We start from the raw sequence: 26220 nt of genomic DNA on the forward strand, positions 1-26220 counted from the left end.
CTATGCTGTCCAAGCCGACCACGATCAGCTGGTGGGAATCAAATAGCGCGAGTCTCCATCAGACCCAGGGCGCTTCAGTTGTAGCTATAGCCGAGGCTGTCGGCGACGATCGGTGCTGGCATCTCGAGAACGAGTGTCCGTAGGGCGGCGTTACGCGCACCGCGCAGGTCGATTCCGCGATCTCGGAGCTTGTGCATCATCGTCGACTGGTGCATAGGTTCACCCGGCCTGGCCCCAGGGAACAACCACTGACTGTTGCGATGCGCCGAGGTATTCGTGTTCGGCAGATCTCTCAGATGGGCTCGTACGATCTCGTCGAATGGCGTGGGCACGACGAGTTCATCGGCGGTGATAGCAACCGTCAGACGGTCACCAGCATCAGCAACTTGCGAGAGACGCATGCGCGCGATTCGAGTGAGCGGCTGCGCGTAGAGGAGAAAGAGCATGCCTGCGACTTGCTCGGCCGTTTCGGACTCGACGTGCGTGTTGAGGAGCGTTCGAAGATGCTGCACGCGCTGCTGCTGCGTGATGATCGGCTGCGTCTTCGCTACGCGGTACGGGAACTCGACCGATGCGATGTGACCGTTCTTGACGCCCCAGCGCACGAATGTACGGGCGAGACTTCGCGTGGTGGGACCTCCAGTCAGCCAATCGTCTACATCTGCTTGCACGCATTCCGACGGCGTGTGTCCGCGTTCACGCAGATGACGGAGGAATCCGATCGCGGTGGACGTGCTCTGTTTGGCCGATAGGAACGTCCCTTTGCGCATTTTTCCTGCGGCGTCGAGGGCGTGCATTCGTTGTAGATGCACCCAGCGGGCGAACTGTCGAATCAGTCGCGCCTCGCTTGCGGGCTCAGCCGCGGTCATTTGATCGACCCAGGCTTGGAATCGTTCGATGTCGAAGTTCACACGTTCGAGGAGTCCGTGTTCGATGCAGAGCTGGCGGAGGAACAAGACTTTTTCGGGGGAGGGGTGCGTCGTGAACGTGTCATGCGTGAGCGGCGCAGCTCCGGTCGCGAGGTCACGCAGGAGCTGCTTCGCAGCGGGATTGACGGTGAGCCATATCGTGGCGCTTCGAGCGAGAGTCTGCGTTGAGAGAGCGTCGAAGAGTGGTCGGACGATGGGGGAGATGTCGCCATCGTCCCCGGCGAGGAGCCCGCTGAGATCGTCGGTGAGGCAGCAGTGCGCGCAGAGCCCTCGTCGTACCGGTTCGTCCTCGCGGCCGCAGCGAGTGCAGCGGAAGTCTTTTGGGATGTCGGCGCAGTCCACGCATGCTGGTTCGCCGTCGATGAGTCCGGGCAAGAGGCGCGTGGTGCCGCAGGAGATGCACGCACCGTGGATGCGCGTGGCTCGCTGGTAGCAGCGGCGACAGATGCGTCCTTCCGGCCACGTCGTGGCGAACTTCACGCCGGACTGCTGGCAGCGGGCGCAGACAGCGTGGGGTTTGTCTGGTGGAATGTTCATTCGGGGCGGTGGATGCGGGCGCGTCGCGGGCGCATCGCGTCCTTCCGGTCGCTGGACCCGCCGTTCGTGCCGTTCGCGGCGAGCCTTGCAGGTGTTGCGACGACGGCGACGGGGCAGAGTTCTTCGAACGTGCAGTCGAGCACGTCAAGCAGTGCCCCTAAGAGCGCGATGCTCATTCGCTCAGGTTTTGCACCGACGAGCCTGTAGATCTGCGACGCCGAAAGCTCGATGCCACGGTCCTTCAACTGAGGGATGAGGTCGGAGATATTGTGCATGCCGCCAGCGGTCATCAGTTCGCGCAGCCGCCAGGTGTACTCGATACGTCTTTGCACGTTGTTCAGTTCTCCTTCGGGCTGTCGGTGGTCGTGGCGTGAGCCATGCGGGCGATTGCGTCGTTGACGACGCGGGCGCGGTAGTCGGGGGAGAGGCCGGTGTAGATAGAGGTTGTCGATGCGTGTTCGTGGCCGACCTGCTGCTGGATGAAGAAGGCGTCGTATCCGATCTCCACCAGGTGCGTGACGTAGGAACGGCGCAGGGAATGGAAGTCGAGCGTGTCGTCGAGGCCAGCTTCGCGCTTGACCTCGTTGAATGCGCGTGACACCGAGTCCGCCGCGATCGGCGACGCCCCGTGGCCGCGTTCACTCGGCCACAGCATGGTCGCCAGCGGCGCGACGAAGAGGGGACGCACCTCTGTCAGCCATTCTTCGATACATTCGACGGCCCAGGCGAACTCTGGGAGTGTGAGCACCGCGCGGCGTTTCGGGGGAGACCCACGCATCGCCTTGCCGTGTCGGACATAAACGATGCCCAGGTCGTTGAACTGACGCGCCTGTGGGTTGGAGGCGAGATCGACGAGATCGAGCATTCGCACTTCGTTGCGGCGCAACCCCCACGCGTAGGCGGTCTTCATGAGTGTGGCAATACGGAACGCCGGGATCCAGCCTTTTGACCCAGCGCGTCGGATACGCACGACTCGTTCATCCGCGCAGTCAAACAGGTCTTCCAGCTCATTGCGGGTGTAGGGGCGTTTGCCCGGTTCGCCGACTGCGTCCTGCACATGACGGGCAGTGTTCCACTCATGGAAGACCTGAGCGGGGTGAGTGCCGAAGCGTTCCCAGCACAGCTCTCCCCATCCATACGTGGGGTCCGTGAGATATCCAAGAAACATGCGCAACGCATTCTGGTAGCCGAGCACCGTCGATCGCGACCCGCCTCTGAGTGCACGCAGCTCCATGAAGAAATGATCGACCTGCTCTACAGTCCACGCCCACGGATACTCCTCAGCGAAGTCACGAAACCGCTCAGCGAGGCGACGTCGACTAACGATCGTCGATAGCGACAGGTTCCTCGCGAGCTGTTGAGCCGACCATCCGTCTAGCATTGCCGCCCACACTGTCTCCGGCTCGTTCAGGATCGCGACCCCCGGGGGCAGCAACGCACGCACGGTCGCAGCGTCCGGAGAGCGGGGGGATTGAGTTCGCATTATGTGCGAAAGTATCGCATGATCTGCGAACTGGCGTCAAAAGCCGGGACAAAATACCAGGCCAGATGCAATTTGCGATCACCTTCTCGCTGTCATCCGGGCGAATGAAGCGAGGATGGAGCGGCATCCATGCGAGGTCGTGGGCAAGCTAACCCAGGAGAGTCGTGGCAACCGGCGTACTCGCATCTACCGAGAACATGTCGTCTTCGATCTGACATAATGTGCATTATCGGCTTATCCATTGCAACCGATACAGCCCTCGAACCGATCAACGCATCACGCCGCTTACTGGTGAAAGACCTCCGCATGCTCCGCGCACAATGAGAGCATAAGTACGAACCAGAGCGAGTCGACAAAGTTCAGGAGTCACCCAGCTCGCTGCACGACACCGATGCCAAGTAGGTGTCCGCTGAAGTCCCGGATACCGGGCGTCGAGCTCGATGCCCGAGCAATCGTGCGGGCCGCCATCGCAGCATCCGGGCCGGCGTCGGCCGGGACCTGTTCGAGGAAGAGCCCCGCAGGGCCCTCGATGCCGTGGACCTCGACATCCGCGATACCGTCCCGCGACAGCTCATCGCTGAGCTCTTCCGAGGTATGGAAGTGTCCTACTGGAAAGCGGATGCGCGGAGAAGGCTTGCCGTCTCGGAGCAGGCGGATCCATTCATCCGTATCTCCTGTCGCCGGATCGGTGGTCAGGTAGAGCTGACCGAAGGCGATGAAGCGCGAGATGGCCCCGGCGAAGATGTGACCGCCCTGACGGGTGACCCGCACGGCCTCCGCGATCGCGAGATCGCGAGCCTCCGGTTCGGCCAGGTGATACAACGGCCCGAGCATGATCGCCGCCTCGAACTCCGCGTCCGAGAAGGGCAGGTCCCGCGCATCATCCACCTGTGCGTCGAGGCCCGACCTGCGGGCCGCATCGACGTGGTTCTGCACCGGGTCAATGAGCATGACCTCATATCCCGCGTCGCGGAGGGCGACGGCATGAGCACCTGCTCCCCCGCCGATATCGATGATCCGAGAGCCCGCAGGAACGTGCGAACGGACCAGCTCCTGCACACGGTCGAACTCGAGCGGCCCCTGCGCAGAGCGCGTCGTAAGGCGCGCCCGCTCGTCGAACACACCGCCGTAGTACTCCTGAATGCGTCGGTCGATATCAGCCTGCAGCGTCATGCGCGCTCTCGTCTGTCGATATCCCCGCAAGCAGTGCGGCGACGATATCTGACTTGCCCGCGGTGTACGCGCCCCAGCCGGTCGCGGTGGCGGCAGACTGCCGCTTCACCTCAAGATAGCGATGCCGCGCCGCGGCGTCGCTTCGCAGCAAGTCGCGGAAGGCCAACCGACGCCGCCATTGCTCACCTCCGGCTTCAACGACGTGCACCACTGCCTCACGAGCGCCCCGAGACGGCACGCTCAACCACGCGTGGCGATCACGACACCCTTCCTCATCGAATCCCGCGTTCTTAAGAACCCTCGATACGACGGCGATCTGTTCTCTTGGCACACCCACGAGCACATCCACGACATCCTTTGCCTCGTATGCCGGGACTGCCGTCGAGCCAATATGGGCGATTCGAGCGCCAGGAGCGAGACTGTGGATTCTCGCCGCGAGCGATTCGAATCGCGCATGCCACTCCGCGTCTTTTCCGCTCACCAAGATCACAGCGGTACCGTCGTCGTTCACCGCACCCCCACGTACTCCGCGAGGTACTCGCCCGTCAGCGTCGATTTCGCCGCCACAAGATCCGCCGGCGTGCCCTCGAACACGATCCGTCCGCCGTCATGCCCCGCTCCGGGACCGAGGTCGATGATCCAGTCCGCGTGGGCCATCACCGCCTGATGGTGTTCGATGACGATGACGGTCTTGCCAGTATCCACGAGACGGTCCAGCACGCCGAGGATCGTGTCCACATCTGCGAGATGAAGCCCCGTCGTCGGCTCGTCGAGCACGTAGACGTCGCCTTTCTCCCCCATCTGGATCGCCAGCTTCACACGCTGGCGCTCACCGCCCGACAGAGTCGACAGGGGTTGGCCGAGCGAAAGATATCCGAGACCGACATCGGCAAGGCACTGGAGGATCTTCACCGCCGCAGGCAGCTTCGCTTCCCCCTCGGAGAAGAAGTCCAAGGCCTCCGCGACGGGCATATCGAGCACCTCGGTGATGTCCTTGCCTGCGAGCCGGTATTCGAGCACCGATGCCTGGAACCGTTTCCCGCCGCAGTCCTCGCAGGGCGTGGAGATGGTGTCCATGAAGCCCAGCTCGGTGACGATGACACCCGCGCCCTTGCACGACGGGCACGCACCCTCGGAATTGGCGCTGAACAGCGCCGGTTTCACCCCGTTCGCCTTCGCGAAGGCCTTCCGGATCGGCTCCAGCAGGCCCGTGTACGTCGCGGGATTACTGCGCCGGGACCCCTTGATCGCACTCTGATCGATCGCGATGACGCCATCGCGAGGTGCCACCGAGCCGTGGATCAGCGAGCTCTTGCCGGAACCTGCGACACCCGTTACGACGGTCAGCACCCCGGTCGGGATGTCCACATTCACGTCCTGCAGGTTGTTCGCATCCGCACCGCGGACCTCGATCATTCCGGTCGCTTCGCGCACAGCATCCTTCAGCGAAGCTCGATCCCCCAGGTGCTTTCCCGTGAGCGTCCCACTGGCACGAAGATCATCGACGGAACCTTCGAAGCAGATCTCTCCGCCTCTGGATCCGGCTCCTGGTCCGAGATCGACGACACGGTCGGCGATCGCGATCGTCTCCGGCTTGTGCTCGACGACGAGCACGGTGTTGCCCTTGTCGCGCAACTGCAGCAGCAGCGCGTTCATCCGCTGGATGTCGTGCGGGTGCAGGCCGATGGTCGGCTCGTCGAACACATAGGTCACGTCGGTGAGCGCCGATCCCAGATGCCGGAGCATCTTGATGCGCTGCGCCTCTCCCCCGCTCAGCGTCCCCGACGGCCGCTCCAGGCTGAGATAACCCAACCCCAGCGTGACGAATGCATCGAGATTCGCGCGCAAAGACCCCAGCAATGGGCCGGCTCCGGGGAACGAAAGACCGCGGACCCAGGCTGCGAGATCCGTCACCTGCATCCGACAGGCATCAGCAATGCTGACGCCCTCGATCTTCGACGAGCGCGCGCCCTCCGTGAGTCGGGTGCCATCGCATTCGGGACAGGTCGTGAAGGATGCCACACGCTCCACGAACGCGCGGATATGCGGTTGCAGCGCATCGAGGTCCTTCGACAGCATCGACTTGGTGATCTTCGGGATCAGCCCCTCGTAGGTCATGTTGATGCCGCTGATCTTCACCTTCGTCACCTCGCCATAGAGGAAGAGGTGGCGCTGCTTCTCGCTGAAGTCCTTCACCGGTTTATCGGGCGGGTAGAACCCGGATTCGGAGAAGCCCTTCACCATCCATCCGTCGGCGGTGTAACCGGGAACCATGATGGCTCCCTCGTCGAGCGACTTGGACTCGTCGACGATCTGCGCGAGGTCGAGATCGGAGACCGCACCCCTGCCCTCGCACCGCGGGCACATCCCACCGAGGTAGATCGCGTCCTTCACGATCTTGCGCTCGCCGTTCGGGCCCGTCATCACACCGCTGGCCTTCTGCGTCGGAATGTTGAAGGAGAACGCCGTGGGGCCCCCGATATGCGGCTCCCCCAGCTTGCTGAACAGGATGCGCAGCATCGCATTGGCATCCGTCACCGTGCCGACCGTTGAACGAGGGTTCGCCCCGAGCCGCTCTTGATCCACCAGGATCGCCGTCGTCAACCCTTCGAGGACGTCGACGTCGGGACGCGGGACCGAGGGCATGAACCCCTGCACGAACGCGCTGTAGGTCTCATCGATCAACCGGCGGGATTCGGCGGCGATCGTATCGAAGACGAGCGAGCTCTTCCCCGATCCCGAGACACCCGTGAAGACCGTCAGCCTCCGCTTGGGAATATCGACGTCGATGCCCCGAAGGTTATTCTCCCGGGCACCCCTCACCCGGATGAAATCATGCGCATCCGGCGTAGCCCGATCGCTCATAGAACCTCCTCGTTCACCGGGTTTTGTCCCGGTGCGACAATCTTTTCACGTCGCCGCACCCGCCGGTACCGGACTTAGCACTAATGTGTGGCGTATCCGCCAGGTTCTTCGAGAGAGGCCCCGCATGTCTGACACCGCCCCCACAGCAACGCCGCTGTTCCGATCCGCACGGATCGCCCTCGCCGTCTTCGGCGTCCTCGCACTCATCGCTGGCATCGCCATCCTCGTCTGGCCGCTGAAGTCGGCGTTCCTCGTCACCGGAATCATCGCCGCGTTCTTCATCCTCGCCGGCGTCACCTACATCGGACTCGGCATCTTCTCGAAGGCCAAGGGCTGGTGGGCAGGAGTCGGACACATCGTGCTCGGGCTTCTCTACATCGTCGCCGGTGCCTTCGCTTTCGTGAACCCGGTGGATGCCGCGCTGGGCCTGGCGATCTTCACCGCGGTGTTCATCGGTGTCAGCTGGATCGTCGACGGCATCGTCTCCCTGACGCTGCTCCACAAAGACGGCTCCAAAGTCTGGACGATCCTCTACGCACTGCTGAGCATCATCGCCGGCGTGATCGTCCTGTTCTCCCCCATGCTCGCCGCCGTCGCACTGTGGTGGGTCCTCGGCATTTCGCTCGTGGTTCTCGGCATCATCCAGATCATCCGTGCGATCACGCTCGGCAAGGACGAGCCGACGATCGCCGCGGAGACGGCACCGGATGCCGTATTCGCGCCGTCGGCGGCGCCCCCGGCGAACGGCTGACCGCGCACGAGAACGACGAAGGATCCGCCGGAGCATCCGCGGCGGATCCTTCGTCGTACAGGGTGCTGTTACTCAGCGATGAAGCCGCTCGTATCCCCGACGAGACGCGTGTTGTCGGCCGGAACGGGGTCGACAGCTGCGCGCGCGACCTCGGCCGCGAACTCGGAGACGTTGTAGAGCTTGCCCGCCGACTCGCGACGACCGGCGATGGCACCGGGGTTGGCGCGCTCGAGCAGGGTCGCGGTGATCGTGCCCTCGATCATGTCGCCGGAGACGACTGTGAAGCCGATGCCACGAGCTTCAAGCGTCGGGATCATCTCGCGCAGGGCATCTTCACCTGCGCGCTTCGACAGGGCGACGGGCTCGTACTCGGGCATGGTCGGCGTCGTGCGGATGAAGTGCGCCTGGTGGCTGGTGACGAAGACCACTCGGGATCCCTCGCCGAGCAGCGGGAGCGCGGCGTTGAGCACGTTGAGCTGGGCGTCGCGGTTGAGAGTGAGCGCGTAGTCCTCGGCCATGCCGGCTTCCATACCGCCCGACGCGTTGAGCACCAGCACATCGAGCGTGCCGTACTCCTCGACGATCTGCGCGAACATCGCGGCGACCGAGTCGGCATCGGTGAGGTCGGCACCCACCGTGATCGCCCGACGGCCGAGCTCGCGCAGCTGCGTCGCGAGCTTCTCGGCGCGCGGTGCCTTGTTGCGGAAGTTGATGACGACATCGGCTCCCGCTTCGGCGAAATAGCGGACGGTGTCCGCACCGATTCCGCGTGACGACCCCGTGACGAGGGCGACCTTTCCGTCGAGAGAACCTGCGGGCAGAACGTCGGTCACGGTGACTCCTTGAAGTGCGGGGAAAGCCGCGGAACACGCGACCTCAACACCTTACCAATGCCCTTTCTCCCACCCCGAAACGGAGAATTGCCGCGTGGTAGGTTGACGGCAGAGGAGGACACATGAACGATGCTTCGGTATTCGTGGAACTGGTCAGCGAGTGGTCGTGGATCGGCTGGCTCGTCCTGATCGCCTTATTCCTCGTTATCGAGATGCTCACGCTCGATTTCACCTTCCTCATGCTCGCGCTCGGCAGCGGTATCGGTCTCATCACCGGGCTCATCGGCACTCCCCTCTGGGCGCAGCTGCTCATCGCCGCTGTGGCGGCCGCGCTGTTCATCCTCTTCCTGCGCCCACCGCTGCTGAAAAGGCTTCATCGCAACGAAGACCCGACGAAGTCGAACATCGACGCGCTCATCGGTCTGCACGGCATCGCCCTGTCCGACATCACGACGCTCACCGGACAGGTGAAGGTCAGCAACGGCGACACCTGGACCGCGCGCAGCGAAGGCGCGCAGATCCCTCGGGGAGCCCCGGTAGAGATCGCTGCGATCAACGGCGCGACCGCTATCGTCCATCACCTCAACGACTAGGAGAACCTCGTGAACGATTCCTCGTTCATGCCCGCAACGATCGGGTGGATCCTCGCGATCGCCGTCATCATCTTCGTGGTCGTCACGGTCGCGCGCGCGATCCGCATCATCCCGCAGGCGACGGCCGGCGTGGTCGAGCGACTCGGCCGGTACCATAAGACCCTCTCCCCCGGTCTGAACATCCTGATGCCGTTCATCGACCGGCTGCGACCCCTCATCGACATGCGGGAGCAGGTGGTCTCCTTCCCGCCGCAGCCGGTGATCACCGAGGACAACCTCGTCGTATCCATCGATACCGTCGTCTACTTCCAGGTGACGGATGCCCGCGCCGCCACCTATGAGATCGCGAACTACCTCGGCGCCGTCGAGCAGCTCACGACGACGACGCTGCGAAACGTCGTCGGAGGTCTGAACCTCGAGGAGGCCCTGACCAGCCGCGATGAGATCAATGGTCAGCTGCGCGTCGTGCTCGACGAGGCCACCGGCAAGTGGGGCATCCGCGTCGGTCGCGTCGAGCTCAAGGCGATCGATCCGCCCGCATCGATCCAGGATTCGATGGAGAAGCAGATGCGCGCCGAGCGCGACCGTCGCGCGGCGATCCTCACCGCCGAGGGCACCAAGCAGTCCGCGATCCTGGAGGCCGAGGGGGCGCGCCAGGCCGAGATCCTGCGCGCCGAGGGAGACAAGCAGGCCGCGGTTCTGCGCGCTCAGGGCGAGGCCGAGGCGATCCAGAGCGTCTTCGCCTCGATCCACCAGGGCGCCCCGGACGACAAGCTGCTCGCCTACCAGTACCTCCAGATGCTCCCGAAGATCGCCGACAGCCAGTCCAGCAAGCTCTGGATCGTGCCCAGCGAGCTGACAGAGGCGCTGAAGGGCATCGGAGGGGCATTCGCCCCGCGCGCCGGCTCGCAGCCGCCCACAGGAATGCCGGGAGCGTGAGCCACCCGTATTTCGAAAGGGCCCGATACCCTCGTGTGCTCGCTCATCGAGGACTCATAACGGGTGCTGGCGCCGACTCCGGCATCTGGGAGAACACCGCAGCGGCCTTCGCCGCAGCGCACGCAGCCGGCGCCGAGTACGTGGAGACGGACTGCCGAGTCACGGCGGATGGCGATGTCGTCCTCTTCCACGATGAACGCTTGACGCGGATGCTGAAGGATCACCGAGCCGTTTCTCAGGTGCGCACGCGGGAGCTGCGCGAGCGCTTCGCGGCCCACGGAGGACTCCTCACGGTCGGCGAGATGCTCGAGATGTTCCCGGAGACGCGTTTCAACATCGATGTGAAGACGGATGCCGCGGCACAGGTCCTCGGGCCGATCATCGCACCGCACGCCCACCGAGTGTTGGTCACGAGTTTCGTCGATTCCCGTCGCGAACGAGCCGTTTCCGCAGTCCTCGCGGCCGGCGCGAAGATCAGGCCGGCGACGTCCGCCGGCCAGCGCACCACGATGCGCGTTCGTGCTGCCAGCGCCGTGGGCCTGTCCGCTGCAGGAGCGTTACGGGGCATCGACGCACTGCAGATCCCTGAACGTTTCGGAGCACTCCGGGTTCTCACGCCGTCGCTTCTGCGCGCTGCTCGCCGCTCGGGCGTCGAGGTGCACGTCTGGACCGTGAACGAGCCCGCCGAGATGCGACGTCTCATCGGGCTCGGCGCAGATGGCGTCGTCACCGACCGTGCAGATCTCGCGCTGAAGGCGCTCCCCGCCGCTTTCTGATCGCGGGCCTGGGATTCCACTGTGAAACGCCCGGGTATCGTGCCTGCGTTGAGCCGCTCCACAGGCGCGTTCGATATACCTGAGAGCGACGAGAGGACCACAAAATGGCAGACCGCAGCTTGCGCGGCATCCGACTCGGCGCCCAGAGCCTACAGAGCGAAGAAGGCGTCGTTTTCATGGAGCGCCGTGAGACCACGTACCTGTGCGAGACGTGCAACCACGTGACCAACCTGATGTTCGCCGCCGACGCTGAGCCGCCGCAGACCTGGGAGTGCCGCGCATGCGGCGCCGAGGCTGTGCTCCGTGTCGATGGGAAGACCATCACCCCTGATGCCGTCGACGAGAAGGCAGCCCGCACGCCGTGGGACATGCTTCTCGAGCGTCGTACGCGCGCTGAGCTCGAGGAGCTCCTCGAAGAGCGTCTCGCGTTCGTGCGCGCCCGCCGTGGCGACACCGCTCAGGAGAAGATCGGCGCCTAAGACCGCCGACGACGGGCGCGCCACCACCCGAAAAGGAGCGCGCCCAGTCCTCCCCAGAGCAGAACCCGCTGCACAACTGGGCCGAGGACGACACCCGCTGTGAGGCCGGTGCGAAGTTCGACATCGTCGAGCATCGCACCGGCCTCATCGGCGTTCAAGGAAGCGATCGTCGTCCCGTCTGCGCTGATGATCTGGCTGGCGCCTACCGTCGAGATGTTGACGACGCTGCGGCCCGTCTCGATCGCACGCATACGGGCGAACGCCAGCTGCTGCTGGTTCTCATCCGTTCCCCGGAAGTCGGCGTTGTTCGTCTGGAAGACGAGTACCTCCGCTCCCCCGAGCACGCCCTCACGGATCACATCGTCGTAGATCACATCGAAGCAGATGGCGAGGCCGACGAGGATGCCGTCGACGTCGACGAGCGGCGGATTCGTTCCGTGCGTGTACTCCCGGCCGATGAGCCCGATCAGATCGGGCACGATCGCGTTGTAGAACTCCCGATCGGGGACGTATTCGCCGAAGGGAACCGGGTAGCGCTTGTCATGGATCTGATCGGCGGTGCCGTCCGCCGTCCACAGCATCGACGTGTTGTAGTAGAGCCCGTCTCGCCCCGTCGCGGTGTTCACCAAGAGCGGTGCGTCGATCCGATTCGCGAGTCTCGTGAGGCGGCGGGCGGTCGACGCATCCTGGAAAGGATCGTAATCGACCCCGCCCTCGGGCCAGACGAGAAGATCGATGTCTTCTCCGATGAGCGGGCGGGTCGCCTCGGTCTGCGCATCGATCACGGAATACGGCTCCCGCTCATCGAAATAACCCGTGGGGCCGTTTCCCTGCACCGCGGCGACGCGGATGCTGCCGGAGGGCGTCGTCGGAAAGGCCGGAGTCAGCAGGAGGACGAGTCCGAGCACCACCGGCACGGCAAGGCGGACCGGACTCCGCCAGGCGCGCAGGCGCACCACCTCGAGCACCATGGCGACGAAGAACACGATGAGGAAGCTCAGCCCGGTGACACCGCCCCAGGAGGCGACGGTGGCCAACGGGCTCTCCGACTGGGTCATCCCCAGACGCGCCCAGGGGAAGCCCGTGTACGGCCAGGAACCGAGAACGAGCTCGCGCCCGGCCCAGAGCGCCGCCACGACGGCGGGCAAGAGAACCAGACGTGCGCTCGACGAGGGGAAGGCCCGCGGAAGCCAGCGGTAGGCCAGAGAGATCGAGACGAGACCGACGCCCGTGAGCACGCCCTCGAGCGTTGCCAGGGCTGCCCAGGGGAGCACGCCGAGATATCTGGACGTCCATTCGACGAGCAGGAAGAAGAACACGCATCCGTAAACGAGTCCGACCAGCAGCGCTCCGCCGATACGGCGCCCGATGAGAGCGGGCAGCACCAGGGCAACCGAGAGGAACGCCGACAACCACAGCCCGACCGATGGATAGCTCAGGTCCATGAGGACGCCGGCGAGGGCCGCCGAGATCACGGCCAGCCACAGCGGCATCAGCGCGCGCTCCGTCGCACCGCCCTCTCGGTCTCCGGTCACGTCGACGTATATGCCACGATGCCGCGCCGCACGCCTTCGAGCGCCTGCCGCGCCGTCCGGGCAAGCGTCGCGTCCTCGGCGACGATCGAGAGCTGGTCGAGAAGATCGATGGTCTGCTTGCTCCAGCGCACGAAGTCCCCCGCGGCCATGTCGGCCTCGATGAGCACGCGGTCGAGCACGGCACCGCGTGCCCAGGCGTGCATCGCGCCGGAAAGCCCGGCGGCGAGCGGCTCGGAACCGGGCAGATGGTGGCTCTGCTCGAGGTCGTCGAGCTCCGCCCAGAGCTGCTCGGTCTTCTCGAAGGCGACGCGGAACGCTCCGCGGGGAAGGCCGCGCCCTCCCGAGGTCGCCTCATCGCGCCGCGGCTCGTACACGAGGCTGCAGGCCATCGCCGCGAGCGACGGCGCATCCAGCCCCTTCCATAGCCCCTGGCGCAGGGACTCGGCGACGAGCAGGTCGCGCTCGCCGTAGATCCGCCGCATGGTGCGCCCGGCATCGGTCAGAGCCGTCTCCTCGCCTTCGCCGGTGACGTAGTCCAGTGTCGTGAGCACATCGACGACGCGGTCGAAGACCCGTGCGACCGTCCCGGTGCGTGCCTCGATCTGCGAGCGTGTGCGGTCGGTCTGCCGCTTGAGCTTCCAGTAGCGCTCCGCCCAGCGCGCGTGCGCCTCACGGTCGGGACAGCCGTGGCATCCGTGCCTCTGCATCACCGTGCGCAGCTTCTGGATGCGTTTCATGCGCTTATCGCGCGCCGCGCGCGCACCGTGAGCATCTTGACGGTTCTTCTTCTCGAGATCGCTGAGCTCGCGTCGGATGCCGGCGTACTCCAGGAAATCCCCGTGCTCGCACTGCATGGCGGTGCGGTAGCCCGTCAGAGACTCTTCGGCCTCGCGCACCTGGCGCGCCAGCCCCACGACGGCACGATCAGCCTGGAACTGCGCGAACGATGACTCGAGCACCTCGCGCGCCCGGGGGCGTCCGAAAAGGTCGATGAGGTTGACGGCCATGTTGTATGTGGGCCGGAAGCTGGAGTTCAGCGGATACGTGCGCCGTGAGGCGAGAGCGCCCACCGCCTGCGGATCCATGCCCTCGGTCCACTGCACCACCGCATGACCTTCGACATCGATACCGCGGCGTCCGGCACGGCCCGTGAGCTGGGTGTACTCGCCCGACGTTATCGCGACACGCGCCTCGCCGTTGAACTTCTCCATCTTCTCGAGCACGACCGTGCGCGCCGGCATGTTGATGCCCAGCGCCAGAGTCTCGGTCGCGAAGACGGCCTTGACGAGTTTGCGTCGGAACAGCTCTTCGACGACCTCCTTGAATGCCGGGAGGAGGCCGGCATGGTGCGCCGCGACGCCCCGCTCGAGGTTGTCGACCCACTCGAAGTAGCCGAGAACCCCGAGATCCTCGTCCTTCAGTGATCGGGTGCGCTCCTCGACGATCTCGCGGATCTCGGCACGCTCTTCCGCGGTCGTCAAGCGCAAGCCGGAGCGGCGCACCTGCTGGACCGCGGCATCGCATCCGACCCGGCTGAAGATGAAGAAGATCGCCGGCAGCAGGTTCGCCCCGTCCAGCAGGCGCACGACCTCCGGTCGATCCATGCGTTCGATGCGAAGCGGGTTCCCCCCGCGAATGGCGCGCTTGCCGCCGCGCTGCGGACGCTGCTCGCTATGCCCGCCTCGGCGACCATGGCGCGCGCCGTATCCGCGCGAGGATTCATTGCGCGATCCCGAGGACCCGCGCAGGCGCATGAGCTCCTGGTTCACGGTCGCCGTCGCGACACCGGCACGGTCATCGAAGAGCGGGAGCAGATCATCCCGCACGAGAACATGCTGCTCGAGAGGAACCGGCCGGATCTCCGAGACGATCACCTCGGTGTCGCCACGGACTGTGTCGAGCCAATCGCCGAACTCCTCGGCGTTCGATACCGTCGCGCTTAGGGAGACGAGACGCACGCGCGTGGGCAGGTGGATGATGACCTCTTCCCACACCGCCCCGCGGAAACGATCGGCCAGGTAGTGGACCTCATCCATGACGACATAGCGCAGATCCGCCAGTGCCGGCGAGTCCGCGTAGATCATGTTGCGCAGCACCTCGGTGGTCATCACCACGATGCGCGCATTGCCGTTGACGTTCGTGTCTCCCGTGAGCAGCCCGACGTCGTCGGGGCCGTACACCTCGACGAGCTCCCGGTACTTCTGATTCGACAGCGCCTTCATCGGCGTCGTGTAGAACGCCTTGTCACGGGGCGTCTGCATCGCGAGATGGATCGCGAACTCTCCGACGATCGTCTTGCCGGCTCCGGTGGGGGCGGCGACCAGAACGCTGTTCCCCCGCTCCAGCGCGTGGCATCCCTCGATCTGGAAGGGATCCAGGTCGAAGCGCTGCTGCTCGGCGAATGCCGACGTCTCGGGGTGGGAGGCCGCCTGGCGGGCGGCGGCGTAGCGTTCGGCCGGAGAGGTCATGATGCGTCATCCAAGAGGAGTCCCTGCGCTTTCGCACGCTTGCGCCGGCCGCGATCCAGGATCATCGACAGGATGCTGGCCACAAGGTAGAGCACGACGAGGATGCCGGCCAGCAGAAGCATCGAGAAGATGTCGGCGGCGGGCGTCGCGATGGCCGCGAACAACGAAGCGATCAGGACTGCCCACCGCCAGCCCTTCAGCATCGTCTTCCCCGTCAGCAACCCCGCGAAGTTCAGCGCCACCATGAACACCGGCAGCACGAAGGCGATGCCGATCACGATGATGAACTTGAAGATGAAGTCGTAGTACTCCTTCGCGTTGAAGTAGTTGACTCCCCCCTCCGGCACGAAGTTCGACATGACCTCGATCACGTGCGGGGCCACCATCACCGCGACATAGGCCCCGCCGAAGAACAGCGGGATCGCGGCCGAGACGAACCCGATCGTGTACTTGATCTCCTTGCGCGTCAAGCCGGGCATGATGAATGCCCAGATCTGCCAGAGCCACACCGGAGCCGACAGCAGCACGCCGATCGCGAAGGCGATGCGCAGGCGCAGATCGAAGGCCGAGGAGACCCCCGAGAACACGAACTGCGCGAACGGAGTCTCGGTGCCGCGCGCCTCGTCGAGGATGCGAATCGGTGAGGTGATGTACCAGATGATCGCATCGGTGACGAAGAACGCGATCACCATTCCGATGACGACACCGATCGCCGAGATGATCAATCGGCGGCGCGCCTCTTTCAGATGCCCGCCGAGCGACATCCGTCCATCGCGACGCGGCTTCGGTGAGGCCGGTTTACCCAGCTCCGCCACCGGTCAGGAGCTGCGCGGCGGATTGTCCTGATCAGCAGGACGGTCCGTCGGACTCTGCGCCGGGGCAGCAGGCGGCGTCGCGGTTGAGTCAGTGGCCGCATCGGCCGCGTCATCTTCCTTCAGCGCCTTCATCTCGCCCTTGAAGACACGGGCGGACTGGCCGAGGCTCTTCGCCAGGGCCGGAAGCTTGGCCGCACCGAACAGCAACACGATGATGATCAGAATGATCACCAGGTGCGGTCCTGCGAAAAGATTTCCCATGTATTGCTCCTCAGGAGGGGGTTTCGTGCAAGTCTAACCGAGCGTCTCTGAATCCGGGTCCGCATACAGATCAAGGGCAGCCGCGGCCCAGTCGCGAGCGGAGGCGCGGGCGACCGGTGGATCCAGCACCTCCAGTGCACCGCCCAGCCTCGCCGCCGGCCTCTTGATCCCCCGTGGGTCGGCCATCTGGATCGTCAAGGAGACGAGATCGCCCGCCGAGTCGACATCACCCTGCGGAAGATAATCGACCAGCAGCGGAAGAAGACGTCGGTCGACACGAACCGATACCGCAGATTCCTCACCCAGACTCCCGAACCCCTCCGGAATCGTGGCATCACCGTGCGCGATGACGATGTCGGTCACGGCCGCATCGCTCACTCGGTCGAGGTGGAAGGTTCGCATGGCTTGACGCATATGACACCAGCCCTGCAAGTACCACTGCCCGTTCGTGATCAGCACCTGCACCGGATCGACCGTGCGGATCGTGGGCTCGGCGTCTGGAGCCTGATAGCGGAACGACAGGGCGACCCCGCGCTCGAGCGCCGAGGCGACGATGTCGCGCACCGCATCGACGGCTCCCGGAACGATCACCACGTCGGCCGGAGCATCCGCCGCAGCCCGCGAGAGCTTCGCGAGCAAGCCGTTGACCAGGCCAGAACCCTCCACGGCCGGAACGGACGCCACCATCTGCAGTCCGGCGAGCAGCGCCGCCGCCTCGCGCGCTGTGAACCGCGGAACGCGGTTCAGCCCGACGTGGTTCGTGATCTCGATCGTGTCTTCATGATCGAGAAGATCCCAGTTGATGTCGAACATCTCATGCGGCTGCTGCCAGTAGCCGTCTTCGCCCGGCAGGCCGATCACCGTCAGCTTCTCGACCATCGCACGCATCTCGTCGACGGACACGGCGAACTCATCCGCTGCTTCGCGGAGCGAGACCTGACCACGCTCGAGCAGATAAGGAACCAGAGTCAGATATGCCCGCACGCGATCGACCGCGAGAGGCTTCGGCGCGTCGGCCATCACTCCCCCCTCCCCTCATGAGCGGCGACCGTCGCCCGCAGGCGCGCGATCACCGCTACGCGCAGATCAGCGGGCTCGACGACGCGCACCTCCGGACCATATGACGCGAGCTCATCCGCGAGGATGTGCATGTCGACATAGGGAAGGTCGAAGCCCTGGGTTCGCGCTGTCGCGCGCCGGCCCAGCCGCAACGCCGCCTCGGTGCCCGGGGTGATCTCCACGACCGCGCTGTTGCGTGCGGCCACGGCCTCCAGCCCTGCGCGGGCGCGGGCGCCCGCTCCCTCGCGCTTGGCGGCGTCGAAGTGCTTGCGCGTGAGGGCCACATCGCCGACGATCCGGCTGAGCAGGAAAGTGCGCTCGCCCTCGGACGAACGGTCGATCCCGTAGACGTGCCAGCGGGCCTCGTACTCGACGAGCGCGAGCGGCTCGATGCTCCGCCGCTGCGGGATCCCCTCCCCCGGCTTCAGATAGTCGAACTCGACGATCCGGGTGTTCTCGATCGCGTTCTGCAGGGGCGCGAAACTCGACTCGTGCGTGGCCACCCTCGGCGCGTATCCGATGATCGGTTCGTCGCCGTCGATTCCCAGAGCCCGGATCTTGCGGACCCCGGCCTGCGCATCGGCAGAGGCCGATCCGGCACTCCACACGCTGCCCGCCAGCTGTAGCACGGCGAGTTCCGCTGCGCTGAAGACGATGTCGTCAGGAAGGACGTACTCGGCCTGCGGGATGCGGTAGCGGGCCTGCCGGAGATCATTCGGATCACTGGATTCGCCAATGGTCTCGATCGGGACGCCGAGCGCTCGCAGCTCATCCTTATCGCGCTCGAACATCTTCTCGCGAGCATCCGGCCGTGCACCCGAATCAGCGCGCTGGCGGTACCCCGAGACGTTGTCGAGGATCTGCTGCTTCGTGAGACCGATCTCCGTCGCCATGAGCGCCACGACGAGATTCGTCTGACGCTCCTCCGGAGGGATCCGCACGGCCATGGTTAGCCTGCTGCCGCCGATGATTCGATGGCCAGGATGTCGACGACGAAGACGAGCGTCGAGCCGCCGGGGATCGAGCCCGTGCCCTGCTCGCCGTAGCCGAGCTCCGGCGGAACGACGATGAGAACCTGCGATCCGACTGTCTGCCCGATGAGGCCCTGCGAGAAGCCGGGGATCAGCTGCTGCAGGTCGAAGATCGTCGCGCCACGTTCCCACGACGAATCGAAGACCTTCTTATCCGCCCAGGTCACTCCCGTGTACTGGACCAGCAGGCTGTCGCCCTCGGCGACGGTCTCGCCATCACCGGCGATCAGCGTCTGCGCGACGAGCTCCGTGGGAGCCTCGGTGTCGGGGACGATGATCCCGGGGCGTCCGTCCGGTGCGCGGACCACAGAGGGCAGCCCGCGTCCGTCGTTGAACTGGGCCGTTCCCTCCGCGCGCGACGGGAAGACAGAGACGACGTCGAGCACGACGACCGCAGGCTCATCGACGCCGAAGGCCATGGCCGCTTCGTCGGCGGAGAAGACGACGACGGATCGCGTTCCCTCCGTCGCGCACTCCAGCGCCGCGGCCAGCGCGGGACCGCTCTGCGCATAATCGGCGACCGAGACCATCTGAGAAACCTGCTCGTCGTATGCCGTCGCGCCGATGAAGTCACCGGTCTCGCCGGAGTACACGCTGAACTCGACCAACGCCTTCTGCGTAGCCGAGGTGATCGCGCGCCCCTCACCGACGATGACGTCATCGAACCCGCTGACATCACCGATCGGCGTGTGCAGCTCGACATCGGGTGCGGTGCCGATCTCACCGCTGATGGTCGCGATGCTGTCGACGCCCGTCGACAGCGCATCGCGGTCGCAGCTGGCGCCGTCGAAGGCGGGCGCTGCGGCGCACCCGGTCAGAGCGGCGGCGGCGAGGCTGAGTGTGGCCAGAGCGGCAGACGATTTACGCACGTTTTCCAGTCTATTCCGAAGCCTGCTCGCCGGCGCGCGCCGCGGCGGCGTCTCGGGCGCCCTCGGCGGCCTTCGTCGCCTCGCGCACGCGCTTGCGCAGGTTCTTGTCGGTGATCTCACGGTCGCCCACCGCGCCGGGAGTCCACAGCTCGAGATCCTCATCGCCGTAGCTCGACTTCGATGCGCGGCGCTTGATCTCGGGTGCGACCGTGCCCGGTGCGAGACGTCGCGCTGTCAGCAGGAAACCGGTGTGCGCGACCATGCGGTGATCGGGACGCACGGAGAGCCCCTCGACATGCCAGCCGCGGACCATGGTCTCGGAGGCATCCGGATCCGTGAAGAGCCCGGTGCCGCGGATGTACTCCGCGACCCGGGAGAGCTGGGTGGCGGTTGCGATGTAGCAGAGGACCACGCCGCCGGGAGTGAGCGCCTCGGCCACGACATCCATGACTTCCCAGGGCGCGAGCATGTCGAGCACGACACGATCGACGCTGCCTGCGGCCTGCTTCTCGGGAAGAGCCTCGAGCAGGTCTCCGACGACGACCTCCCAGGTGTCGGGAGTCTCGCCGAAGAACGTCTCGACGTTCGCCTTCGCGACCTCGGCGAAGTCCTCACGGCGCTCGAAGGAGACGAGCGTGCCCGCAGGGCCCACGGCCCGCAGCAGAGACAGCGACAGCGCGCCGGATCCGACACCGGCTTCGACGACCGTCGCACCGGGGAAGATGTCGGCCTGCATAACGATCTGCGCGGCGTCCTTCGGGTACACGATCGCCGCACCGCGCGGCATCGACATCGCGAAATCGCGCAGCAGCGGACGCAGCGCCAGGTATTCGTGGCCGGAGGTGTTCGTCACGACGGAACCATCGGGCAGGCCGATGACATCGCGGTGGAAGAGCACTCCGTGGTGCGTGTGCATCTCGCCATCAGCGGTCAGCGTGATCGTGTGAAGACGGTTCTTGGGCCCTGTGAGCTGGACACGGTCGCCCTCGCGGAAGGGGCCACTGGGCCGGGCGGATGCTGAACTCATCGGGTCATTCCTTCATTGCGGGTGGTGCGGGCGCTCGAGAATGCGGCGACCACGTCGTCGACGGTTCGGCCGTCGAGCGTCGGCCAGAGGTGGTCGGCGCCGAGGCCGTCCAGAGCGATCATGTGGGGCACGGCGAGTGTGACGGCGCCGGATGCGACGCCGGATGCGAGACCCGTGATCGAGTCCTCGATCACGAGCGTGTCGGCGATGTCGACGCCGAGCGCATCCGCCGCCTGCAGATACGGTGCGGGATGCGGCTTCGCGTGCTCGACCTCGTCTCCGGCGACGATCAGCTCGAAGGCATCGAAACCGATGAGGTCGACCACGCTCTCGGCCATGCGGCGCAGCGACATCGTCACGAGTGCGGTGCGGATGCCGGATTCCTGCAGCGCCTGCAGAAGCTCACGCGCACCGGGCCGGAACGGGACGCCCCGCGTGGCCAGCGCCGTCCGCACATCGTCGGTCAAGCGATCCACGATCGCCTCGGACTCCATATCGACACCCACGGACTGAAGAATCCGGGCGCTCTCCATGAGGCCGTTGCCGACGAGCTGCAGCGCCTGCTCGTGCGACCAGGTCCCGCCGAACGATTCGACCAGCGCGGTTTCCGCAGCCATCCAGTACGGCTCGGTGTCGACGACGGTTCCATCCATGTCCCACAGGACAGCGTGCGGCATTTGAGTCACCGCACCATGCTAGCCCGGCCTGTGCGCCGTGCCGGCCCGGCGCCGACTAGCCTGGAAGGATACCCGCCGACCGGGAGGAAGGGAGAACCCGATGGATGCACTCGGAAATCGCATCGTCGTCGTCGCCTTCGACGGGTGGAACGACGCCGGAGAAGCCGCAAGCGGCGCCGTGCAGGCGCTCCGCGATCGCACCGACTACGAGCTGGTCCACAGCGTCGACCCGGAGCTCTACTTCGATTACCAGTACACGCGCCCCTCCTCGCAAATGGATGCGACGGGTCGTCGTGAGCTCCGCTGGCCGGAGGCCGCGCTCTGGCGCCCGGCAGAGCCCGCCGACGGCGAGCATCCGGAGCTGTGGCTGCTCACGGGAGTCGAGCCCGCACGCACCTGGCAGGCGTTCGCGAACGAATTCATCGATGTCGCCCTGCGCGATGATGTGACCGGTTTCATCCTGCTCGGTGCGATGCTCTCCGATGTGCCGCACACCCGGCCGATCTCGATCTTCAGCGCGAGCGCGAACGAGCAGGTTCGCGAGACGCTCGACCTCGAGCGCTCCCTCTACGAGGGCCCCGTCGGCATCCTCAGCGTTCTCGAGCACTTCGCCGAACGCGCCGGCATCCCGACGGCGACCCTGTGGGCCAGCATCCCGCACTACGTCGCCTCGGCGACGCCCTCCCCCAAGGCAACGCTCGCTCTGCTCGATCGCCTCGAGGAGCTCACCGGCATCGATGTGCCGCGCACGCGCCTGCGCACGGATGCCGCGACGTGGGAAGCCTCGATCGACGCCGCTGCGGCGGAGGACGAGGAGATGACCGACTACATCCACCAGCTGGAGCGCACGCGCGACACGTGGGACTCCCCCGAGGCATCCGGCGACGCCATCGCCCAGGCCTTCGAGAAGTACCTCCGCCGCCGGGGCGAAGGCCCCGGCGACCGCAAGCGCTAGGCGGCGATCGCGCCGGTTCCCAGCAGAACGAGCAGTGTGGCGCCGAGCAGGATGCGGTAGATCACGAACGGCAGGAAGCTGCGCTTGGAGATCCAGCTCATGAAGAACGCGATCACGCCGAGCGCGACAACGAACGCGATTCCGGTCGCGGCGATCGTCTCGCCCATCGAGAAGTACTGATCCGGCGAGTTCCAGCTCTTGAACAGCTGGTAGAAGCCGCTGCCGAACACTGCCGGGATCGCGAGCAGGAACGCGTAGCGCGCCGCCGCGGCGCGTTCGTACCCCAGGAAGAGCCCCATCGTGATCGTTCCGCCCGAACGGGAGACGCCCGGGATCAGCGCGAGCGCCTGTGCGACGCCGTAGAGGATGCCGTGCGGATACGTGAGCTGGTCGAGCGTGCGCCGCTTGGCGCCGACGTAGTCGGCGACTCCGAGCAGGATGCCGAACACGATCAGCATGATCGCGACGATCCACAGGGACCGCAGCACGGTTTCGATCTGGTCGGCGAAGAGCAGTCCCAGCACCACGATCGGAATGCTGCCGATGATGATCAGCCATCCCATGCGCGCATCCGGGTCGTTGCGGGGCACGCGACCCACGAGCGAGCGGCACCACTGGGAGATGATGCGCACGATGTCCTTCCAGAAGAAGACCACCACGGCCGCCTCGGTGCCGATCTGGGTGATGGCGGTGAACGCCGCCCCCGGGTCCTCCCCCGAGCCCGTGAAGGTGCCCACGATGCGCAGGTGGGCGCTGGAGGAGATCGGCAGGAACTCAGTGAGTCCCTGGATGATGCCGAGGAACAACGCTTCAAGCAGGTGCATGGAGGGTCTTTCTGGATGGTTCGGGAGCGGGCCTCAGCGTTCGCGGCAGAAGCAGAAGTGCCGCCGGCTGATCGACGACAAGCGAGTCTACGCCAGCAGGAATCACGGCCGAGAGGAGCGCGGCACGCCCGGGCTGCACCTCGGTTCGGCACTCCCACACACTCCTGGTAATGTTTCATGAGTCGGCAACGACGGAAACACCACCCGCGCGGGTGGCGGAATGGTAGACGCGCTAGCTTGAGGTGCTAGTGCCCGAATAGGGCGTGCGGGTTCAAGTCCCGCTCCGCGCACAGTACGAAGAAGGGCCCCCAGAGATGGGGGCCCTTCTTCGTTGTCCGGCCGTTCCTCGTCCGTTGCGCGACTGATCCGCGCCGCGCGATCTACACGGCGCCGACGTCGAACAGCAGGCCGAGCAGGTACGTGACCGCCGCAGCGCCGAAACCGATCGCGAGCTGCCTCAGCGCACGACGGCCGGGAGGTCCCCCGGAGACGATTCCCACGAGGGCTCCCGTGCCCAGCAGTGCGACTCCGACGAGCGCCAACGCCGTAAGGATCGCGGTGATCCCCTCGAGGCCGAATATCCACGGCAGCACGGGGACGATCGCTCCCGAGGAGAACAGCAGGAAGCTCGACAGAGCCGCAGACCAGGCCCCGCCCACCACGTCCTCGTCCGGCGACAGCACGTTCACCGGCGCGGTCGAGGAGCGCCGCACGCCGGCTTGAGCCGCACGGATGATGCGCCGCGAGCGGGTGAGCGCCTCGTCCGAATCCATTCCGCGCGCTCGGTACACCAGCGCAAGTTCGTTCTCATCGATATCGAGGTCGCCGGCCGACTGCGCGGCGTCGTCGTTCGCCTCGGTGGAGGCGAGCAGTTCGCGCTGCGATCGAACGGAGACGAACTCCCCCGCGCCCATCGAGAGCGCGCCCGCGAGCAGGCCCGCAATCCCGCTGAACAGGACGAAGGTCGACCCGACTCCGGTCGCCCCGATGCCCAGCACCAGCGCCAGATTGCTCACGAGGCCGTCGTTCGCGCCGAACACCGCCGCGCGGAACGACCCCGACAGACGGCGGCGCCCTCGGGCGGCGAGACCGCGCACGACCTCGCCGTGGATCTTCTCATCCGCCCGCATCGCCGCGGTGGCGTACTGCTCGCTGTCGTAGGGCGAGCGCGCCTCGGCGCTCTGGGCGAGCACGAGGACGAACACCGAGCCCAACCGGCCCGCCATCCACGCCAGCAGTCGTGAGCGGATGCCCGCGCGCGGCAGCCGTGCGGGCTCACCACCGAGCAGATCGAGCCAGTGCTTCTCATGGCGCCGCTCGGCGTCGGCGAGGCTCTGCAGGATCTCCCGCTCCTCGCCGCTGCGACGCTCGGCCAGCTGCTCGTAGACGCGCCCCTCGAGGCGCTCCTCGACGAGATAACGCGCCCATCGGCGCCGATCGGCGGGCGTGGGCACAGCGGGTACCGACGTGGTCATGCGAACTCCCTGACGGATGAGGCGTGACCCCACGCTAGCTAAGAACGCACCCGCTTACGCAGAACATCGATGCGCGACTGCAGCTGCGTCACGGTCGCCTGGGGCACGGCAGGGCCGCCGCAGATGCGGCGCAGCTCGGCGTGCACGGCGCCATGCGGCTCGCCCTTCTGGCGGGCGTACAGGCCCACGAGGCTGTTGAGCAGCTGACGCTGCTCGCGCAGCGTGCGGTGCAGGGGCTGCGGGATCGTCGTGGTCGCCTCCGGACCCGCCGATGCCTCGCGAGCCTCGCGGAGCTTCGACTGGCGCGACTGGCGCTGCATGAGCAACTCATGCACGTGCTCGGGCTCGAGGAGTCCCGGAATGCCGATGAACTCCTCTTCTTCGGGGGTTCCCGGTTCGGCGAGCTGACCGAAGTCCTGCCCCTCGAACACGATCCGGTCGAAGTGGGCGAGCGAGGAGATCGCCTGATAGCTGAACTCCTGAGTCAGGGCGTCGGAGGTCTCCTCCTCGCGGTTCGCGCTCTCCAGCAGCGAATCGTCGAGGCCGTCCTCGTCTTTGCTCTTGCGGTCGAGCGCGTGATCGCGCTGCTTCTCCATCTCGTTCGCGAGCTTCATCAGCACGGGAACATGCGGGAGGAATACGCTCGCGGCCTCGCCGCGACGGCGGGCGCGCACGAAGCGGCCGATCGCCTGCGCGAAGAACAGCGGCGTCGACGAGGAGGTCGCGTAGACACCGACGGCGAGACGGGGAACATCGACGCCCTCGGACACCATGCGCACCGCGACCATCCACCGTCGGGTGTTCGCGCTGAACGACTCGATGCGCTCGGAGGCGGTGCTGTCATCGGAGAGAACGACGGTCGGATGCTCACCGGTGAGGCTGTGCAGGATCTTCGCATACGCGCGGGCAACGGTCTGATCCGTCGCGAGCACCAGACCACCGGCATCCGGGATGTGGTTCCGGATCTCGGTCAGCCGGCGATCCGCGGCGGAGAGCACGGCCGGCATCCATTCGCCCTCGGGGTCCAGCGCCGTGCGCCAAGCCTGCGAGTTGACGTCCTTCGTGTTGTCTTGGCCGAGGTGCGCCTCGAGTTCATCGCCGGCACTCGTGCGCCAGCGCATCTTGCCCGAGTACATGTGGAACAGGACGGGCCGCACGACGCCATCGGCCAGAGCCCGGCCATAGCCGTAGGCGTAGTCGGTCGACGATACCCGACCACCCGACTCGTCGGGGGCATAGGTCACGAACGGGATCGGTGCCGTGTCGCTGCGGAACGGGGTTCCCGACAGCGACAGCCGCCGCTTCGCTGGACCGTAGGCGTCGCGAATCGCGTCTCCCCAGCTCAGCGCATCGCCGCCGTGGTGCACCTCGTCGAGGATCACGAGGGTCTTCGCGTCTTGCGTGAGGTGGCGGTGCACCGACGATTTCGCCGCGACCTGCGCATAGGTGACGACGACGCCGTGGTACTCCCGAGAGGGCGCCCAGTGAGAGTTCTTGAAACGCGGATCGAGGCGGATGCTGACGCGGGCGGCGGCATCGGCCCACTGCGTCTTCAGATGCTCGGTCGGCGCCACGACGATCACACGGTTCACCTCGCCCATGCGCAGCAGCTCGACCGCCAGGGTCAGCGCGAAGGTCGTCTTACCGGCCCCGGGGGTCGCCGCAACGAGGAAGTCCCTCTGATCGCGGGCGAAATAGGTCTCCAGAGCCTCACGCTGCCAGGCGCGCAACTTATCAGCCGTACCCCACGGGGCACGCTGCGGAAAGGAGGGAGAAAGCATCCTCTCCAGCGTAATCGGTGCCGCCGACACTCAAGGCCGTGCTCTGCTCTCGGCCGCCCCATAGGGGTAGGCTCATCCGCGCCGA

Annotated in this window: 25 protein-coding genes and 1 tRNA gene; 7 read left to right on the forward strand and 19 right to left on the reverse strand. The window is 65.9% G+C overall.

The features are described from left to right. Positions 1-74: 74 nt before the first annotated feature. The 6 genes from ACWAUG_RS09830 to ACWAUG_RS09855 form a co-directional block, all read right to left on the reverse strand. Complete coding sequence (locus ACWAUG_RS09830; protein ID WP_460802307.1) at positions 75-1409, reverse strand: recombinase XerD; 1335 nt, start codon at positions 1407-1409, stop codon at positions 75-77. A gap of 53 nt (positions 1410-1462) precedes the next feature. Continuing rightward, the gene (locus ACWAUG_RS09835; protein WP_460802308.1) at positions 1463-1756 is read right to left on the reverse strand and encodes a helix-turn-helix domain-containing protein; all 294 of its coding nucleotides are present in this window, start codon (positions 1754-1756) and stop codon (positions 1463-1465) included. Between the two features lie 47 nt (positions 1757-1803). Next, positions 1804-2910: a tyrosine-type recombinase/integrase gene (locus ACWAUG_RS09840; protein ID WP_460802309.1), complete on the reverse strand. Its 1107-nt coding sequence runs from the start codon at positions 2908-2910 to the stop codon at positions 1804-1806. 405 nt (positions 2911-3315) lie between these two features. Further along, positions 3316-4122: a class I SAM-dependent methyltransferase gene (locus tag ACWAUG_RS09845; RefSeq protein ID WP_298036157.1), complete on the reverse strand. Its 807-nt coding sequence runs from the start codon at positions 4120-4122 to the stop codon at positions 3316-3318. Then, positions 4106-4633 carry a GrpB family protein gene (locus ACWAUG_RS09850; RefSeq protein WP_460802310.1) on the reverse strand — a complete coding sequence of 176 codons (528 nt, stop codon included), beginning with the start codon at positions 4631-4633 and terminating at the stop codon, positions 4106-4108. Before ACWAUG_RS09850 ends, ACWAUG_RS09845 begins: the two co-directional genes overlap by 17 nt. After that, positions 4630-6987: an ATP-binding cassette domain-containing protein gene (locus ACWAUG_RS09855; protein WP_460802311.1), complete on the reverse strand. Its 2358-nt coding sequence runs from the start codon at positions 6985-6987 to the stop codon at positions 4630-4632. The genes ACWAUG_RS09850 and ACWAUG_RS09855 overlap by 4 nt, the downstream gene beginning before the upstream one ends. A 124-nt stretch (positions 6988-7111) precedes the next feature. Between ACWAUG_RS09855 and ACWAUG_RS09860 the strand changes: the two genes are divergently transcribed. After that, positions 7112-7738, forward strand: a complete 627-nt coding sequence (locus ACWAUG_RS09860) for an HdeD family acid-resistance protein (RefSeq protein WP_460802312.1) — start codon at positions 7112-7114, stop codon at positions 7736-7738. A 68-nt stretch (positions 7739-7806) separates the two neighbouring features. On the opposite strand, the gene ACWAUG_RS09865 is transcribed toward ACWAUG_RS09860, so the two are convergent. Next, positions 7807-8571: an SDR family oxidoreductase gene (locus ACWAUG_RS09865; RefSeq protein WP_298036148.1), complete on the reverse strand. Its 765-nt coding sequence runs from the start codon at positions 8569-8571 to the stop codon at positions 7807-7809. Between the two features lie 122 nt (positions 8572-8693). Here ACWAUG_RS09865 and ACWAUG_RS09870 point away from each other — a divergent pair, with 122 nt between their 5' ends. The 4 genes from ACWAUG_RS09870 (at position 8694) to ACWAUG_RS09885 (ending at position 11358) form a co-directional block, all read left to right on the forward strand. After that, a complete protein-coding gene (locus ACWAUG_RS09870; protein ID WP_460802313.1) occupies positions 8694-9164 on the forward strand; it encodes an NfeD family protein in 471 nt (156 codons plus the stop codon). A 27-nt stretch (positions 9165-9191) separates the two neighbouring features. Further along, on the forward strand, positions 9192-10103 hold the full coding sequence (locus ACWAUG_RS09875; protein ID WP_298036701.1) for an SPFH domain-containing protein: 912 nt from the start codon (positions 9192-9194) through the stop codon (positions 10101-10103). Then, positions 10100-10879 carry a glycerophosphodiester phosphodiesterase family protein gene (locus ACWAUG_RS09880; protein ID WP_298036141.1) on the forward strand — a complete coding sequence of 260 codons (780 nt, stop codon included), beginning with the start codon at positions 10100-10102 and terminating at the stop codon, positions 10877-10879. Before ACWAUG_RS09875 ends, ACWAUG_RS09880 begins: the two co-directional genes overlap by 4 nt. Positions 10880-10983: 104 nt before the next feature. Further along, the gene (locus tag ACWAUG_RS09885; RefSeq protein WP_298036140.1) at positions 10984-11358 is read left to right on the forward strand and encodes an RNA polymerase-binding protein RbpA; all 375 of its coding nucleotides are present in this window, start codon (positions 10984-10986) and stop codon (positions 11356-11358) included. Here the strand turns inward: ACWAUG_RS09885 and lnt are convergent. The 9 genes from lnt to ACWAUG_RS09930 are packed head-to-tail and all read right to left on the reverse strand — an operon-like array spanning position 11355 to position 21100. Further along, positions 11355-12893, reverse strand: coding sequence for an apolipoprotein N-acyltransferase (gene lnt, locus ACWAUG_RS09890; RefSeq protein WP_460802314.1), 1539 nt, complete (start codon positions 12891-12893; stop codon positions 11355-11357). The genes ACWAUG_RS09885 and lnt overlap by 4 nt on opposite strands. Next, positions 12890-15361 carry a DEAD/DEAH box helicase gene (locus tag ACWAUG_RS09895; protein ID WP_460802315.1) on the reverse strand — a complete coding sequence of 824 codons (2472 nt, stop codon included), beginning with the start codon at positions 15359-15361 and terminating at the stop codon, positions 12890-12892. The genes lnt and ACWAUG_RS09895 overlap by 4 nt, the downstream gene beginning before the upstream one ends. After that, a complete protein-coding gene (tatC, locus tag ACWAUG_RS09900) occupies positions 15358-16125 on the reverse strand; it encodes a twin-arginine translocase subunit TatC (RefSeq protein ID WP_298039470.1) in 768 nt (255 codons plus the stop codon). Before tatC ends, ACWAUG_RS09895 begins: the two co-directional genes overlap by 4 nt. A gap of 54 nt (positions 16126-16179) precedes the next feature. Next, positions 16180-16437, reverse strand: a complete 258-nt coding sequence (gene tatA, locus ACWAUG_RS09905) for a Sec-independent protein translocase subunit TatA (protein ID WP_298039466.1) — start codon at positions 16435-16437, stop codon at positions 16180-16182. A gap of 33 nt (positions 16438-16470) precedes the next feature. Then, positions 16471-17457, reverse strand: coding sequence for a helix-turn-helix transcriptional regulator (locus ACWAUG_RS09910; protein ID WP_298039463.1), 987 nt, complete (start codon positions 17455-17457; stop codon positions 16471-16473). Further along, positions 17457-18443: a helix-turn-helix transcriptional regulator gene (locus tag ACWAUG_RS09915; protein WP_460802316.1), complete on the reverse strand. Its 987-nt coding sequence runs from the start codon at positions 18441-18443 to the stop codon at positions 17457-17459. Before ACWAUG_RS09915 ends, ACWAUG_RS09910 begins: the two co-directional genes overlap by 1 nt. Before the next feature lie 2 nt (positions 18444-18445). Then, positions 18446-19396, reverse strand: coding sequence for an FKBP-type peptidyl-prolyl cis-trans isomerase (locus tag ACWAUG_RS09920; protein ID WP_298039457.1), 951 nt, complete (start codon positions 19394-19396; stop codon positions 18446-18448). Positions 19397-19406: 10 nt separating this feature from the next. Beyond that, positions 19407-20423 (reverse strand): tRNA (adenine-N1)-methyltransferase, encoded by a 1017-nt coding sequence (locus ACWAUG_RS09925; RefSeq protein ID WP_298039454.1) that lies wholly within the window; start codon positions 20421-20423, stop codon positions 19407-19409. Then, entirely contained in the window at positions 20420-21100 is a 681-nt protein-coding gene (locus tag ACWAUG_RS09930) for an HAD family hydrolase (RefSeq protein ID WP_298039476.1), read from the reverse strand. Before ACWAUG_RS09930 ends, ACWAUG_RS09925 begins: the two co-directional genes overlap by 4 nt. Positions 21101-21200: 100 nt before the next feature. Here ACWAUG_RS09930 and ACWAUG_RS09935 point away from each other — a divergent pair, with 100 nt between their 5' ends. Beyond that, on the forward strand, positions 21201-22055 hold the full coding sequence (locus tag ACWAUG_RS09935) for a PAC2 family protein (RefSeq protein WP_298039452.1): 855 nt from the start codon (positions 21201-21203) through the stop codon (positions 22053-22055). Here the strand turns inward: ACWAUG_RS09935 and ACWAUG_RS09940 are convergent. Next, positions 22052-22879 carry an undecaprenyl-diphosphate phosphatase gene (locus tag ACWAUG_RS09940; RefSeq protein WP_298039449.1) on the reverse strand — a complete coding sequence of 276 codons (828 nt, stop codon included), beginning with the start codon at positions 22877-22879 and terminating at the stop codon, positions 22052-22054. The two genes, ACWAUG_RS09935 and ACWAUG_RS09940, sit on opposite strands and share 4 nt — an antisense overlap. A gap of 206 nt (positions 22880-23085) precedes the next feature. Here ACWAUG_RS09940 and ACWAUG_RS09945 point away from each other — a divergent pair. Next, a tRNA-Leu gene (locus ACWAUG_RS09945) sits at positions 23086-23169 on the forward strand. A 90-nt stretch (positions 23170-23259) separates the two neighbouring features. On the opposite strand, the gene ACWAUG_RS09950 is transcribed toward ACWAUG_RS09945, so the two are convergent. Next, the gene (locus tag ACWAUG_RS09950) at positions 23260-24354 is read right to left on the reverse strand and encodes a VIT1/CCC1 transporter family protein (protein ID WP_460802317.1); all 1095 of its coding nucleotides are present in this window, start codon (positions 24352-24354) and stop codon (positions 23260-23262) included. A 38-nt stretch (positions 24355-24392) separates the two neighbouring features. Continuing rightward, a complete protein-coding gene (locus tag ACWAUG_RS09955; RefSeq protein ID WP_298039444.1) occupies positions 24393-26135 on the reverse strand; it encodes a DEAD/DEAH box helicase in 1743 nt (580 codons plus the stop codon). Positions 26136-26220 lie beyond the last annotated feature (85 nt).

This window comes from Microbacterium sp. GXF6406 (genome assembly GCF_054798215.1).

Excerpts from the sequence above, each read along its gene's own strand:
- ACWAUG_RS09940 (WP_298039449.1), bottom strand. The coding sequence starts at position 22,879 with ATGCACCTGCTTGAAGCGTTGTTCCTCGGCATCATCCAGGGACTCACT.
- ACWAUG_RS09925 (WP_298039454.1), bottom strand. The coding sequence starts at position 20,423 with ATGAGTTCAGCATCCGCCCGGCCCAGTGGCCCCTTCCGCGAGGGCGAC.
- ACWAUG_RS09895 (WP_460802315.1), bottom strand. The coding sequence starts at position 15,361 with ATGACCTCTCCGGCCGAACGCTACGCCGCCGCCCGCCAGGCGGCCTCC.
- ACWAUG_RS09855 (WP_460802311.1), bottom strand. The coding sequence starts at position 6,987 with ATGAGCGATCGGGCTACGCCGGATGCGCATGATTTCATCCGGGTGAGG.
- ACWAUG_RS09915 (WP_460802316.1), bottom strand. The coding sequence starts at position 18,443 with ATGGCCGTGCGGATCCCTCCGGAGGAGCGTCAGACGAATCTCGTCGTG.
- ACWAUG_RS09935 (WP_298039452.1), top strand. The coding sequence starts at position 21,201 with ATGGATGCACTCGGAAATCGCATCGTCGTCGTCGCCTTCGACGGGTGG.
- tatC (WP_298039470.1), bottom strand. The coding sequence starts at position 16,125 with ATGTCGCTCGGCGGGCATCTGAAAGAGGCGCGCCGCCGATTGATCATC.
- ACWAUG_RS09950 (WP_460802317.1), bottom strand. The coding sequence starts at position 24,354 with ATGACCACGTCGGTACCCGCTGTGCCCACGCCCGCCGATCGGCGCCGA.
- ACWAUG_RS09930 (WP_298039476.1), bottom strand. The coding sequence starts at position 21,100 with ATGCCGCACGCTGTCCTGTGGGACATGGATGGAACCGTCGTCGACACC.
- ACWAUG_RS09875 (WP_298036701.1), top strand. The coding sequence starts at position 9,192 with ATGCCCGCAACGATCGGGTGGATCCTCGCGATCGCCGTCATCATCTTC.
- ACWAUG_RS09885 (WP_298036140.1), top strand. The coding sequence starts at position 10,984 with ATGGCAGACCGCAGCTTGCGCGGCATCCGACTCGGCGCCCAGAGCCTA.
- ACWAUG_RS09860 (WP_460802312.1), top strand. The coding sequence starts at position 7,112 with ATGTCTGACACCGCCCCCACAGCAACGCCGCTGTTCCGATCCGCACGG.
- ACWAUG_RS09955 (WP_298039444.1), bottom strand. The coding sequence starts at position 26,135 with ATGCTTTCTCCCTCCTTTCCGCAGCGTGCCCCGTGGGGTACGGCTGAT.
- ACWAUG_RS09870 (WP_460802313.1), top strand. The coding sequence starts at position 8,694 with ATGAACGATGCTTCGGTATTCGTGGAACTGGTCAGCGAGTGGTCGTGG.
- ACWAUG_RS09910 (WP_298039463.1), bottom strand. The coding sequence starts at position 17,457 with ATGGCCGACGCGCCGAAGCCTCTCGCGGTCGATCGCGTGCGGGCATAT.
- ACWAUG_RS09845 (WP_298036157.1), bottom strand. The coding sequence starts at position 4,122 with ATGACGCTGCAGGCTGATATCGACCGACGCATTCAGGAGTACTACGGC.
- tatA (WP_298039466.1), bottom strand. The coding sequence starts at position 16,437 with ATGGGAAATCTTTTCGCAGGACCGCACCTGGTGATCATTCTGATCATC.
- ACWAUG_RS09835 (WP_460802308.1), bottom strand. The coding sequence starts at position 1,756 with ATGACCGCTGGCGGCATGCACAATATCTCCGACCTCATCCCTCAGTTG.